The following is a 13,919-nucleotide window of genomic DNA, read 5'->3' as shown; positions in this document are numbered from 1 at the left end:
AGCGGGTGCCGCGCGGATCAGATCACCTGTCATGAAACACTGGATCATCTTACTGGCCATCGGCCTGCTGGTCGCCTGCGGGCGCGGCGTGCCGGACGAGGCACGCGTGGTCGTGGCGGGGGATTCCGTCATGGCCTGGAACCGGATCGAGGGCGCCTCGGTCGCCGATGGATTGCAGGCGCGGCTGGGCCAGCCGGTTGGCGATGTCTCCCTGCCGCTGGCGCGGGTGACGGGCGGGCGCGGACCATTGAACATCCCCAACCAATTGTCCGGGGTACGGGCCGATTGGGTCGTGCTGAACGGGGGCGCCAATGACCTGAGCGGGTCCTGCGATTGCGGCAATTGCGGCCCCGTCGTCGACCGCCTGATTTCCGAAGACGGAACGCGGGGCGCGATCCCGGCGCTGGTGTCCGATCTGCGCGCGCGTGGGTCACGGGTGATCTGGGCGGATTACTACACCTCCCCGCGCTATGCGGGTACAGCCTGCGTGGCCCCGTATGATGCGCTCGAGGTGCGGTTGGGCCGGATGGCCCAGGCCGATGCCGGGGTGACGCTGGTTGATATGGACGACGTGTTCAGCCCCGAGGACCTGACGCTCTTCGCAGGCGACCGCACCCACCCGTCGGCCAAGGGGTCGGCCTTGATCGCCGGGCAGATCGCCCGGGTGTTCGGGCGTTGAGGTTTGGCGGCGGCACATTGTGTGGCGCCTGTATCGCGGGTTTCGTGCCTCGGTTGACGTGACGCGCTGAGGGCCGTGACCGACCCGAGTGGGTGCTGCCGTCCCTCCACGTTACGCGCGCGAACATGTGCGCAGCGCCATTCCCGAACAAAAAATGGCGGAGGTCGCCCCCCGCCATTCCAGCATTCACAAAGGTATCGCGCTCAGCGCAGGTCGGGCGGGGTCGCGGCGGCTTTCAGTTCGGCCACGATCTCGTCCAGGGTCTGCGTCTGGGTCTGCTTCTCGCCCAGGCGACGGGTCGACACGCTGCGTTCCTCGACCTCGCGCATCCCGCAGGCGAGGATGTAGGGCACCTTGCCGACGGAATGTTCGCGGACCTTGTAGTTGATCTTTTCGTTGCGCAGGTCGGCCTCGGCGCGGACGCCGGCGGCCTTAAGCGCCTCGACGACCTCGAGGCAGTACTCATCCGCATCCGACACGATGGCCGCCACGACGACTTGGCGGGGCGCCAGCCAGACCGGTAGCTTGCCGGAATGTTCTTCGATCAGGATGCCGATGAAGCGTTCGAAGGACCCCAGCGTCGCGCGGTGCAGCATGAAGGGTCGGGTCTTTTCGCCATCTGCGCCGACGTAGTTCGCGCCCAGCCGTTCCGGCAGGTTCGGGTCCACCTGGAAGGTGCCGCACTGCCAGGTCCGCCCGATCGCGTCGGTCAGGTAGAAGTCCAGCTTGGGCCCGTAGAACGCGCCGTCACCCGGTTCCAGCGTGTAGTCGCGGCCCACGGCCTTGATCGCGTTTTCCAACGCGTTCTCGACGTAATCCCAGGATTCCTCGGTCCCCACGCGCTTTTCGGGGCGGGTGGCGAACTTGATCTCGAATTCCGGGAAGCCAAGCTCCGCGTAGATATTGGCAAGGAAGTCGATGAAGCGTGCGCATTCCTCCTGGATCTGGTCCTCGGTGCAGAAGATGTGGCCATCGTCCTGGGTGAAACCGCGCACCCGCATGATGCCATGCAGCGCGCCCGAAGGTTCGAACCGCGCGCAGGAGCCGAATTCGGCCAGGCGCAGCGGCAGATCGCGATAGGATTTCAGACCCTGGTTGAAAACCTGGACGTGGCACGGGCAGTTCATCGGCTTGAGCGCGTTGATCCGGGTGTGTTCCCGGCTCTTGGCGGCGGCATCGTCGTTTTCGCCGTCACGGCTCTCGTCGACTTCGACGATGAACATGTGGTGCTGGTACTTGTCCCAGTGGCCCGAGGCCTCCCACAGCTTGCGGTCGACGACCTGGGGGGTGTTGACCTCCTGGTAGCCGCCGCGGCGCTGCTTGCGGCGCACGTAATCCTGCAACTCGGTGTAGATGGTCCAGCCGTTGGGGTGCCAGAAGACCTGGCCCGGCGCCTCTTCCTGCATGTGGAACAGGTCCATCTCGCGGCCCAGCTTGCGGTGGTCGCGCTTGGCGGCTTCCTCCAGCATGGTCAGGTGGGCCTTCAGGTCCTTGCGGTTCTTGAAGGCGATCCCGTAGATCCGCTGCAGCATGGGCCGCGTGCTGTCGCCCAGCCAGTAGGCGCCTGCGATATGGGTCAGCTTGAACGCATCGGCGGGCACCTGGCCGGTATTCTGCAGGTGCGGGCCGCGGCACAGATCCTGCCACTCGCCGTGCCAGTACATCCGGATCGGTTCGTCGCCAGGAATACGGTCCAGCAACTCGACCTTGTAGGGTTCGTTGGTGTCCTCGTAATGCTTGCGGGCACGATCCCGATCCCAGACCTCGGTGCGGACGGCGTCGCGGGCGTTGATGATCTCCTTCATCTTGGCCTCGATCTGGCCAAGGTCCTCGGGGGTGAAGGGCTCTTCGCGGTCGAAATCGTAGAACCAGCCGGCATCGCGGACCGGGCCGATCGTGACCTTCACGTCGGGCCAGATCTCCTGCACGGCGCGGGCCATGATATGGGCCAGGTCATGCCGGATCAGCTCAAGCGCCTGGTCGTCGTCCTGCATGGTGTGGATCGCGATGGAGGCATCTTCGGTGATCGGCCATTGCAGATCGTGATGCGCACCGTTCACGGTCGCGGAGATCGCCTTTTTCGCCAGCGAATTGGAGATATCCGCCGCGACCTCGGCCGGGGTGATGCCGGATGCGACCTGTTTCGTGTTTCCATCGGGGAAGGAGAGGGTGATCTGGGACATGTCAGTCCTCCTCGTCGGTTTGGCGCCCACGGAACGCCCGGTTGCGGGTATATGTGTGGGCGCATAGGTGCGGCGGCCCGCGTGCCTTGTCAACCGCGGAATTCGGCCCGCCGGCCCCGAACGCCCGGGGTGCGTCTTTTGGGTCTTCGCGGTCGCCTGGGCCGCGTCACCGGCGGCGAGTAATGCAAATTCCTGAATTTTTTCGGAACCCCCTGCGATCCGGGGCGTTCGGTCTGCGAAGGCAGGGTGCTGTGAGAACGGGACACGCGACGGGCCGCATCAAGACGGACACACCGCGCGACAAGGCATTACCCGAGTTGAACTCAAGGAATTTCGCGGGCCGCCCCGCGGGAGCGAAGGACATACTCATTTCAATGACGACATCCCGATTTTTGCCCATCCTGTCTTCACGAAACACGTTTGACGCGCCGCTGCTTGAAGGGGAGTTTTCATGACACAGATGGATACGCCCCAAGGCGACAATGACAGCGGCACCGCGCAGATTTTCGCCCGCATCGCCGGCGCCGAAGGCAGCGACGGACCCGACGCGCAGGAAGGCCGCAACGGGTTGCGCTTCATCTCCTCGCTGTCCCTCACCAAGGTGTCCGACGGTCTGATCGACCCGAAACTCGTGCTGTCCTGGCTGATGACATCGCTGGGCGCGCCCGGCGCGCTGGCTGCCGCCCTGGTGCCGATCCGCGAGGCCGGGGCGCTGTTGCCACAGGTCGGCTATGCCGCCATCGTCGACCGCCTGTCGCATCGCAAGTGGATGTGGGTGGCCGGGTCGCTGGGGCAGGGGCTGTCGGCCCTCGGCATCGCGGCGGCGGGTACGACGCTGGAAGGTACGGCCGCTGGCCTGGTGATCTGTGCCCTGCTGGCAATCCTCGCGCTGTCGCGGGCGGCCTGTTCGATCAGCACCAAGGACGTTCTGGGCCGCACCGTCGAACAGACCCGCCGGGGCGCTGTCACTGGGCTTGCCGGCTCCGTCGCGTCGATCGGGGTGCTGATCTTCGCGCTGCTGCTGATGTCGGGCCTGTTGCAGGACCGGACCCCGGTGCTGATCGCCGTGGCGCTGGCCGGTGTCTTCTGGTTGCTGGCGGCGGGGCTGTTTTCCACGATCGAGGAACCGGCGGTGGAAACCCGCGACCATCCGCAATTCCCGCCGATCCGCAAGATCCTGTCCGAGGATGCGAACCTGCGCCATTTCATCCTGGTCCGGGGGCTGCTGGTCTCGACCGCACTGGCCCCGCCCTGGCTGGTCGTGCTAGCGGGCGATGGAGCGATCCTGCAACAGCTGGGGGCGCTGGTCCTGGCCTCTGCCGCGGCGTCCTTTGTCAGCTCGTTCGTCTGGGGGCGGCTGGCCGATCAATCGTCGCGCCGTGTGCTGGCGCTGGCCGGCGTGATCGCCGCGCTGGCGATGGCCGGGATGCTGGTGCTGGCCGCGCTTGGCCTGGCAGACACGGTCTGGGCGGGTCCTGCGGTGCTTTTCGTGCTGATGCTGGCCTATCACGGTGTGCGGCAGGGGCGGTCCACCTACCTTGTCGATGCCTCGCCCGAGGATCAGCGCGCGACCTATTCGGCGGTGGCCAACCTGTCCATCGGCCTGATCCTTCTGGCCGCGGGGGCGTTCGGCGGCGGGCTGGGCACGGTCTCGGCGTCGCTCGCGCTTGGCGGGTTCGCGGCGATGGCGGTGGCGGGCGGGCTGCTGGCGCTGCGCCTGCAAGAGGTCGAAGACGCCTGACGCGTTGCGCCACCGCGCCGGGCATGGCACATCTGGATCAACACCCGATCGCGGAGGAGCCTCGCCATGCCCGACTACCTGACCACCCCGCAGGGCCGCCGGCTCGCCTATAACCGGACCGAGGGCGAAGGCCCCGGCGTCGTCTTCCTGGGCGGGTTCAAATCGGACATGCAGGGCACCAAGGCCGTCGCGCTCGAGGATTGGGCGAAACGCAAGGGCCGCGCCTTCCTGCGGTTCGACTATTCCGGCCACGGGGAAAGCGACGGGGAATTCATCGCAGGCTGCATCGGTGACTGGGCCGAAGACGCGCAGGCCGCCATTTCCGAACTGACCGAGGGGCCGCAGATCCTTGTCGGGTCTTCGATGGGCGGCTGGATTTCCCTGCTGATGACCCAGCGGATGCCGGACCGGATCGCCGGCCTGGTCACCATCGCCGCCGCACCCGATTTCACCGAAGACAGCATGTGGGCCGGGTTCGATGACGCGCAGAAGACCGCGCTGGACATGGTGGAACAGGTCGCGCTGCCCTCGGAATACGGCGAACCCTACATCATCACCAAGCGGCTGATCGAGGACGGGCGCAACCACCTGCTGCTGCGTGGTCCCATCCCGCTGCCTTTCCCGGTGCGGTTCCTGCAGGGAACTGCGGATGCGGATGTCGATATCAGCGTCGCGCATCGCCTGCTGGACCGCGCCGAAGGCCCGGATATCCGCCTGACCCTGGTGAAGGGGGCGGATCACCGCTTCTCGGACCCGGACTGCCTTGTGCTGATCGAAAAGACGGTTGAAAAGGTGTTGGCGCGGGGCTGACCGCCAATTTCCGGCTGGCCCCATCAAATCACTTGATTTTCCGCTCTGCTCTGCGACCCTCCGGGTGAGCAGAAACAGAACGGCCCAGGGCCCGATACCCAGACATGAGCGAACCGCTTGTCCTGATCCCCGGCATGATGTGCGACCATCAGGTCTTTGACGCCCTGATCTCGGCCTTCGGGCCGGACCGGTCGATCACCTTTGCCATGCCCACCCGCGGCGAACGGATGGAGGAGATCGCGTCCGAGCTTCTCTCCGAATTGCCGCCCAAATTCGCCCTGCTGGGTCATGATTTCGGCGGTGCCATCGCGATGGAGCTGTTTCGCCGCGCCCCCGAACGGGTGCAGCGGATCGCGCTGGTTTCGACCACGCCGCTGGCGGATACGCCCCAGCAATCGGCAGCGCGCGAGGACCTGTTGGTCAAGTGCCGCGCCGGTCAGCTCGAGGCCGCGCTGCGCGACGTGATGAAACCCGACTACCTGGCCCCAGGCCCGCATCGCTTCGAGATCGTGAACCGCTACATCCACACGGCCATGGCGCTTGGCCCCGAGATCTTCCGCCGCCAGACCCGCGCCCTGCAACGCCGCCGCGATCAGCAAGGGACGCTGCGCAAGGTCAAGGTGCCGGCCCTTGTGATCGGCGGGGCGCAGGACGGCCTTGTGCCGCCCAAGCGGATGGAATTCATGTCCGAACTGATCCCCAATGCGCAGCTGGAACTGATCGAGGATGCGGGCCATTTCCCCATGCTGGAACAGCCAGAGGCCTTCTGCCGCGTGATCTTCGACTGGCTGGCGATGCCGGCGGTCAAGCCCGCGGTCGGCGCGCGCTAGGGATTACGACTTGGCCCGCGCGCGGGGATGGGCGGCGTCGTAGACCTCCATCAGCCGTGCCGTATCGACCGCCGTGTAAACCTGCGTTGTCGACAGAGAGGCATGGCCCAGCAGATCCTGGATCGCCCGCAGATCGCCGCCCGCGCTCAGCAAGTGGGTGGCGAAGGAATGGCGCATCGCATGGGGTGTCGCACTGGCCGGCAGGCCAAGCGCCATGCGGGCCTGTTCCATGGATTTCTGCACGGTACGCGCTGACAACGGCCCGCCGCGTATGGCGCGAAAGACCGGGGTGCCCGACTCCATCGGATGCGGCAGGATATCGAGATAGGCCTGCACGGCGGTGCGGGCCGGTGCGATGACCGGCACGATCCGTTCCTTGCCGCCCTTGCCGGTGATCCGCAGCGTGTCGCCCAGGGGCAGGTCATCGGCGGTCAGCGACAGCGCCTCGGAAATCCGCAGGCCGCAGCCGTAGAGCAGCGTCATCACGGCGGCATCGCGCGCGGCGACCCAGGCGCGTTCATCCTGGCTGCCCACGGCGCCGATCATGGCGCGCGCGGCGTCTTCGGGCAGGGGGCGGGGCAGGCTGCGCTGGTACTTGGGCGCGCGGGCCGACAGGACCGGTGTCACCTCGAGCCCCTCGCGCTCGGCCAGCCAGCGATAGAAGGTCTTCACCGCCGACAATTTCCGCGCCAGCGACCGTGCACCAAGGCCCGAGGCGCGTTCCCGCGCCATCCAGGCCCGCATGTCCGACGTTCCGACCTCGCCAAGCGCGGCGATGCCCTGCGGCCCCCCCTGGTGTTCGGCCATGAAGCTCAGGTAGTCGACGACGTCCCGCTGATAGGCGGCGATCGTCGCAGGGGACGCGCCGCGCAGGGATTTCAGCGAGGACAACCAGTCGGCCAGGGCGGCCCGTGCGGCCGGAGAGACCGCGAGGCTCATCAGTTCAGCCAGCGCCGCATCGTGCGTTCAAAGACCCCGGCGAAGAAGGCCAGCAGGTCCGTGCCGTGCTGCGGCGTGAACTGATGCGGATCTTCGGACCCCATGACCAGCATGCCGGGCAGGCGGCCCTCGCCGAAATTCAGGCGCAGCACCGCTTCGGAGCGGACGTATTCGCCACCCGCACCATAGACGACCTCCTCGCCATTGCGGATCTGGCGCAGGGTGACCTGGCGCGGCGGGGCGCCGCGACCGCCATCGGCGAAGATCTCGCAATAGCCGGGCGCCACGACGCGCAGGACCTCGCCCAGCCGTTCAATGGTGCTGTCGCCATCGTTCTGCAGGCTTTCCAGCACCAGGTGCATGTGGCTGACGCCAAGGATGTCGGCAACCTCGCCGTCCAGGTCGCGCAGGAAGGTCTCGAAATCGGTGGGGTCCAGCATCCGCAGGATCGCCCGATGGACCTGGTTGGTGCCCGCCAGGTTCTCATAGGCTGCGGCGATGACGGACCGGTGGGTGTCTTCCAGACGATCCAGCCGGGCCTCCAGCCGCTCCATGGCGATGCCGCGCAGGTCCACGACATTGGAACCGATCGCCCGGTCATTGGCGGCGATCAGGGCGTGCATCAGGTCGCGATCGTCAAGGATGGATGTAGGTTCGGCGATGATCTTCGCGCGAAGATCGTCGTCGATCTTGGGGTGACTGCTCATGTTTGCCTCGGTCTTCTTTTGCTCGGGACCATAGCAGAGCAGGCGGGAATGTGGGGATCTTTTTCAGACGCGCGGCAGATTTCGCCGGGGTGAGTCCTCAGGGGAACAGGGCGACGGGCCTTGGGCGTGTCCGGGGGCGGCACGATCCCCGGTCGGTCCGGGGATCGCACGCTTGGCTTGGGTCGGCAGGATCAGAGGATGCTGATCCCGGCCTCCTTGATGTCGGCCAGGAACGCGTCGAGGCCCTTGTCGGTCAGCGGATGCTTGACCATGCCGCTGATGACGGCGGGCGGCGCGGTGATCACGTCGGCACCGATCTTGGCGCATTCCGCGATGTGGTTCGCGGTGCGGATCGAGGCCGCGAGGATCTCGGTCTCGTAGCCGAAATTGTCATAGATGGTGCGGATATCGGCGATCAGGTCCAGCCCGTCGAGGTTGATATCGTCCAGCCGCCCGATGAAGGGCGAGATGAAGGTCGCGCCGGCCTTGGCCGCCAGCAGCGCCTGGTTGGCCGAGAAGCACAGCGTCACGTTGACCATGTTGCCTTCGCCGGTCAGCACCTTGCAGGCCTTCAGCCCGTCCCAGGTCAGCGGCACCTTCACGGCGATGTTGTCGGCGATCTTGGCCAGCTTGCGGCCCTCGGCGATCATCGTCTCGGCATCGGTCGCGGTGACCTCGGCCGATACGGGGCCGTCGACCAGGTCACAGATTTCCTTGGTCACTTCCAGGATATCGCGGCCGGATTTCTTGATCAGCGACGGGTTGGTGGTCACCCCGTCGACCATGCCCAGCTCGTTCAGCTCGGCAATGGCGGGGACATCGGCGGTATCGACAAAGAATTTCATCGGGGCCTCTTCGGGTTGCGCCCGCCGCGGCAAAATTGCGTCGGGGGTTGGAAAGACGTCGCTCGCGATTTACCCGATAGGGGGGCGTTTCGAAACCCCCTGCCTGTTATCGCTAACCCGTTTTGTGGGGATCCCGCTTGGACGAACCCTCCTTCTTTGCTCCCGGCCAGCTCGTTTCGGTGGTGACGACGCAGCCCATCGACCGGTTCCTTGATTACAAGGCGCCCGAGGGCGGCGTGTTCCAGGGCGCCTTCGTGCAGGTGCCGCTGGGCCCGCGCCAGGTGCCGGGGGTCGTCTGGGGCCCGGGCAAGGGCGATTTCGACTATTCCAAGATTCGCCCCGTCACCAAGGTGCTGGACGTCGCCCCCATGCGGGACGAGATGCGCGAGTTCCTGGTGCGGGCCGGCGATTACACGCTGACGCCCATGTCGGCGATGCTGCGGCTGGCGACGCGGGCGCCTGGCCTGTCCGATCCGCCCTCCATGCAGAAGGTCTACCGCCTCGGCGAGACGGAGCCGGAACGGATGACCGATGCCCGCCGCCGCGTCTTGGAGGTGCTGCGCGATTACGGCGGGCTGTCCTTTACCCTGAAGGAACTGAGCGAGATGGCCGGCGTGTCCTCGGGCGTGGTCAAGGGGCTGGTCGAACAGGGGGCGGTCCGCGAGGAAAAGGCCCCCCGTGACACGCCCTATCCGCCGCTCGACGTGGAGCGCCACGGCAAGGCCCTGACCGAGGCACAGGCGACCGCCGCGGCCAAGCTGGCCGAGGGGATCCGTACAGGCGGCTATGGCACAACCCTGCTGCGCGGGGTGACCGGGTCGGGCAAGACCGAGGTCTATCTCGAGGCCGTGGCGGCCTGTCTTGCCGCGGGCCGCCAGGCGCTGGTCCTGCTGCCCGAGATCGCCCTGTCCGAACAATTCCTCATCCGTGTCGAACAGCGCTTCGGCGCGAAACCGGTGGAATGGCATTCCGGCGTCACGATGACCGAACGGCGCCGCGCCTGGAAGATGATCGGTCAGGGTCAGGCGGAGCTGGTGGTGGGCGCGCGGTCGTCGCTGTTCCTGCCGTTCCGGGACCTGGGCCTGATCGTCGTGGATGAGGAACACGACACCTCGTACAAGCAGGAGGACGGGGTGCTGTACAACGCGCGGGACATGGCGGTGCTGCGGGCCTCGATCACCGGGGCGCGGGTGGTGCTGGCCTCGGCCACGCCGTCGCTGGAAACCTGGGCCAATGCCGATGCGGGCAAGTATGACCGGGTCGACCTGGATGCCCGTTTCGGCGCCGCGGTCCTGCCCGAGATGCGCACGCTCGACATGCGCAACGAACAGATGCAGCCGGGCACCTGGATTTCCCCCTCGCTGGCTCACGCGGTGCGGCAGCGGATCGAGACGGGGGAACAGGCGCTGCTGTTCCTGAACCGTCGCGGCTATGCGCCGGTCACGATCTGCCGGGCCTGCGGCGAACAGATCGCCTGTGACCATTGCGATGCGCGTATGGTCGAACACCGGTTCCTCAAACGGCTGGTCTGCCACCAATGCGGCGAGACGAAGCCGATCCCCGAGGCCTGCCCAAGCTGCGAAGTCGAAGGACGGCTGGCCCCGGTCGGTCCGGGCGTGGAGCGGCTGGGCGAAGAGGTCGCCGGCCTCTTTCCCGAGGCGCGGGTGGCGGTGCTGTCCTCGGACCTCTTCACCTCGGCCCGGGCGCTGAAGGCGGCGATTGCCGAGATCGCGGAGGGCGGCGCGGATATCATCATCGGCACGCAGCTGGTGGCGAAGGGGCACAACTTCCCCAAGCTGACGCTGGTGGGGGTGATCGACGCCGATCTGGGCCTGCAAGGCTCTGATCTGCGCGCTGCCGAACGGACCTTCCAGCTGATGCGCCAGGTGGCGGGGCGTGCGGGCCGGGCCGAGGCGGCGGGCGAGGCGATCCTCCAGACCTACCAGCCCGAACACCCGGTGATCCGCGCCATCCTGACCGGCGACGAGGAGGCGTTCTGGAAGGCCGAGGCCGAGGGCCGCCGTGCCGCCGGGATGCCGCCCTATGGCCGGCTGGCCGCGGTGATCCTGTCGGCGACGGAGGCCGAGACGGCGTTCCGCGCCGGGCAGGACCTGGCCCGGCGGACCGGACCGCTGGACCGCGTATCGGCCCAGGTCTTCGGCCCGGCCCCGGCCCCGATCGCGCGGATACGGGGGCGGCACCGGGTGCGGATGCTGGTCAAGGCCGATAAGGGCGTCGCCCTGCAGGGCGCGATGGCGCAATGGGTGGCGCAGCTGCGCGCGGACAAGGACCTGCGAGTGGCGGTGGATATCGACCCGCAATCCTTCTTCTGATCCGCCCTCTGGCCCGCCCCTGACCCGTGTTGCAAACCGGAGCGCCTGCGGCGCACACGATTTTATCTTGCTCGAGCCGCAAGGGCTCTGAAGGGCGCTGCCCTTCAGGATCCCGGGATATTTTCCGGCCAGATGAAAGGGGGCGCTGCGCGCTGGAAATAGATGCTATGTGCATTTATTTGTCTTGGGTCCGTCCGAAAATCGGCGTAATGGCGGTGGTATGACTCAGACCACGCCCCTTGCCGACGCGCGGCATCTGCCGCTCTGGCGCCGCCCCCGTACGTTGCTGTTCCTGATGGCGGCCGCGATGCCGATCGCCTTTGCGACCTGGTCTGCCCTGCTGAACAATTTCGTCATCGAGGTGGCGCAGTTCGACGGCTCCGATATCGGCTGGCTGCACACGGTGCGCGAGATCCCGGGCTTCCTGGCGATCGGGGTGATCGCCATCATCATGGTCGTGCGCGAACAGGTTCTGGGGCTGGTGTCGCTGTTGCTGCTGGGGGTGGCCACGGCGGTGACCGCCTGGTTCCCGACGCTTGGGGGCATCCTGACGATCACCATGCTCAGCTCCATCGGGTTCCACTATTACGAGACGGTGAACCAGTCGCTGCAGCTGCAATGGCTGAAGAAGGAAGAGGCGCCGCAGGTGCTGGGCCTGCTGCTGGCCACCGGGTCGGCGGCGACCTTGTGTTCCTACGGTCTGCTGGTCGTGCTGTGGGAGCCGCTGGGCCTGACCTACAACATCGTCTACATGCTGGCGGGCGGGGTCACCGCGGCCATCGCGATCTTTGCCATGATCGCCTATCCGCAATTCGAGGCGCCCAATCCGCAGGTCAAGAAGATGGTCCTGCGCAAGCGCTACTGGCTGTATTACGCGCTGCAATTCATGGCCGGCGCGCGGCGGCAGATCTTCGTCGTCTTTGCCGGGTTCATGATGGTCGAGCGGTTCGGCTTCGAGGTGCACGAGGTCACGGGCCTGTTCCTGATCAACCTGGTGGCCAACATGATCTTCGCGCCGTTGCTGGGGCGCGCCGTGGCGCGGTTCGGCGAGCGCCGGACGCTGATGTTCGAATATGTCGGGCTGGTCTGCGTGTTTTCCGCCTATGGCGGCATCTACTATTTCAGCTGGGGCGTGGTGCTGGCCTCGGTCCTCTATGTGATCGATCACATCTTCTTCGGGCTGGCGCTGGCGCTGAAGACGTATTTCCAGAAAATCGCCGATCCCGGCGATATCGCCCCGACGGCGGCCGTGGCCTTTACGATCAACCATATCGCGGCGGTCTTCCTGCCGGCCCTGCTGGGGTATCTGTGGCTGGTCTCGCCTGGGGGGGTCTTCGTCCTGGCCGCGGGCATGGCCGCCGGATCGCTTTGCCTGTCGATGCTGATCCCCCGTCATCCGGAGCCCGGACATGAGACGATCTTTGCCCGACCCATCCCGGCCGCTGCCGAATAAGGATGGGCTTCAGGCCCGGTTCGTGACCGGGTCGACGATGCGGCACGTGGTCGTCATGACCGCGTCGGGATCGGTCGGGCTGACCTTCATGTTCCTGGTGGATTTCCTGGCGCTCTACTGGGTCGGGCAATTGGACGACACGCTACTGCTGGCGGGCATGGGCTATGCGGCGATGGTCACCTTCCTGATGGTGTCCGTGGCGCTTGGCATGATGATCTCGGGCGTGGCGCTGGTGTCGCGCCATCTGGGCGCCGGGTCGAGCGAGACGGCCCGCGATTACGCCACCGCCGCGCTGATCTTCACCTTCCTGATCCAGTTCACCCTTTCGGTGCCGAGCGTGACCTTCCGCCACGACCTGCTGCGCTTGGCGGGGGCCGAGGGCGAAGTGCTGGAGATCGCGGCGCATGTGCTGTCGATCACGCTGATGTCGCTGCCGATCATCGCGCTCGGCGTGAATTCGGCCGGGCTGTTGCGGGCCGTGGGCGATGCCTGGCGGTCGATGCTGGTCACGCTGATTGCCGGCATGGTGATGATGGTGCTGAACCCGCTGCTGATCGTCGCCCTGGAATGGGGCGTGACCGGGGCGGCCTGGTCGCTGGTGATCTCGCGGGTCATCATGGCGGGGCTGGGGCTCTACTGGCTGATCCGGCATCACGGGCTGTTGAAACGTCCGTCCTTCGGCGCGCTGCGCCGGGCGGTTCGTCCCTATTTCGCCATCGCTGTGCCGGGGATCGCGACACAGGCCTCGCCGCCCGCCGGGCAATGGATGCTGACACTGGCCATGGCGCCTTACGGGCCCGAAGCGGTGGCGGCGATGGCGGTTGCGATGCGGCTGATGATGCTGGTCTTCGGCGGTATCTACGGCTTGTCGGGGGCAATCGGCGGCATCATCGGGCAGAATTACGGGGCCAGGCGGATCGACCGGGTCCGGCGCGCCTATCTCGACAGCCTGATCTTCTGCACGATCTACACGCTGATCGCCTGGCTGCTGATGATGGCGCTGACCGGGCCGCTGATCCGTGGGTTCGGGCTCGAGGGGCCGGGGATCGAGGTGATGAAGGCCTTCACCTTCTGGGTCACGCTGTCCTTCCTGCTGAACGGGGTGCTGTTCGTGGCGGGGGCGGCGTTCAACAACCTGGGCAAGCCGACCTGGGCGACCTGGTCGGCCTGGCTCCGCGACGGGGTGCTGGTCTATCCGCTGGCGCTGCTGCTGGGGCAGGTCTGGGGCGGGCCAGGGGCGATGCTGGGCTATGGGCTGGCGGCCGTGTTCGCGGGCGGGCTGGCCGGTTGGATCGCCTGGCGTCTGATCAACCGCCTGCTGCGCGACACCCCGCCTGACATCGTCGATCCCGCGCCGCCGGCGGCCTGATGCGATGGCGAGGAACCTTGACGGGCCACG

The 13,919-nt window shown here is 66.7% G+C and carries 11 protein-coding genes; 7 read left to right on the top strand and 4 right to left on the bottom strand.

The genetic code is table 11. The features are described 5' to 3' along the window. The first annotated feature begins 31 nt into the window (after nt 1–31). Nucleotides 32–679 carry an SGNH/GDSL hydrolase family protein gene (locus tag ATO9_RS05585; RefSeq protein ID WP_043746505.1) on the top strand — a complete coding sequence of 216 codons (648 nt, stop codon included), beginning with the start codon at nt 32–34 and terminating at the stop codon, nt 677–679. 203 nt (nt 680–882) lie between these two features. Here the strand turns inward: ATO9_RS05585 and thrS are convergent, their stop codons facing one another. Next, on the bottom strand, nt 883–2,862 hold the full coding sequence (gene thrS / locus ATO9_RS05580) for a threonine--tRNA ligase (RefSeq protein WP_043746503.1): 1,980 nt from the start codon (nt 2,860–2,862) through the stop codon (nt 883–885). Between the two features lie 460 nt (nt 2,863–3,322). Here thrS and ATO9_RS05575 point away from each other — a divergent pair, with 460 nt between their 5' ends. From ATO9_RS05575 to ATO9_RS05565, 3 genes are all read left to right on the top strand, one after another. Next, on the top strand, nt 3,323–4,603 hold the full coding sequence (locus ATO9_RS05575; protein ID WP_052418172.1) for an MFS transporter: 1,281 nt from the start codon (nt 3,323–3,325) through the stop codon (nt 4,601–4,603). A gap of 66 nt (nt 4,604–4,669) precedes the next feature. Then, complete coding sequence (locus ATO9_RS05570; protein ID WP_043746499.1) at nt 4,670–5,413, top strand: alpha/beta hydrolase; 744 nt, start codon at nt 4,670–4,672, stop codon at nt 5,411–5,413. 104 nt (nt 5,414–5,517) lie between these two features. Then, complete coding sequence (locus tag ATO9_RS05565) at nt 5,518–6,243, top strand: alpha/beta fold hydrolase (protein WP_043746496.1); 726 nt, start codon at nt 5,518–5,520, stop codon at nt 6,241–6,243. Nucleotides 6,244–6,246: 3 nt separating this feature from the next. On the opposite strand, the gene ATO9_RS05560 is transcribed toward ATO9_RS05565, so the two are convergent. From ATO9_RS05560 to fsa, 3 genes are all read right to left on the bottom strand, one after another. Further along, nucleotides 6,247–7,182 (bottom strand): tyrosine recombinase XerC, encoded by a 936-nt coding sequence (locus ATO9_RS05560; protein WP_043746494.1) that lies wholly within the window; start codon nt 7,180–7,182, stop codon nt 6,247–6,249. Further along, nucleotides 7,182–7,889, bottom strand: coding sequence for a DUF484 family protein (locus ATO9_RS05555; protein ID WP_043746491.1), 708 nt, complete (start codon nt 7,887–7,889; stop codon nt 7,182–7,184). Before ATO9_RS05555 ends, ATO9_RS05560 begins: the two co-directional genes overlap by 1 nt. A 191-nt stretch (nt 7,890–8,080) precedes the next feature. Beyond that, entirely contained in the window at nt 8,081–8,734 is a 654-nt protein-coding gene (fsa, locus tag ATO9_RS05550; RefSeq protein WP_043746488.1) for a fructose-6-phosphate aldolase, read from the bottom strand. 137 nt (nt 8,735–8,871) lie between these two features. Between fsa and ATO9_RS05545 the strand changes: the two genes are divergently transcribed. The 3 genes from ATO9_RS05545 (at nt 8,872) to ATO9_RS05535 (ending at nt 13,889) form a co-directional block, all read left to right on the top strand. Then, entirely contained in the window at nt 8,872–11,067 is a 2,196-nt protein-coding gene (locus ATO9_RS05545) for a primosomal protein N' (RefSeq protein ID WP_043746485.1), read from the top strand. 220 nt (nt 11,068–11,287) lie between these two features. Further along, a complete protein-coding gene (locus tag ATO9_RS05540; RefSeq protein ID WP_043746481.1) occupies nt 11,288–12,520 on the top strand; it encodes an MFS transporter in 1,233 nt (410 codons plus the stop codon). After that, the gene (locus tag ATO9_RS05535) at nt 12,477–13,889 is read left to right on the top strand and encodes an MATE family efflux transporter (RefSeq protein WP_081979460.1); all 1,413 of its coding nucleotides are present in this window, start codon (nt 12,477–12,479) and stop codon (nt 13,887–13,889) included. Before ATO9_RS05540 ends, ATO9_RS05535 begins: the two co-directional genes overlap by 44 nt. The last annotated feature ends 30 nt before the right edge of the window (nt 13,890–13,919 follow it).

The organism is Pseudooceanicola atlanticus, assembly GCF_000768315.1.
Classification (GTDB): Bacteria; Pseudomonadota; Alphaproteobacteria; order Rhodobacterales; family Rhodobacteraceae; genus Pseudooceanicola; species Pseudooceanicola atlanticus.
The sequence above is the reverse complement of the archived record's forward strand: the minus strand, read 5'-3'. Positions and strand labels throughout refer to the sequence as shown.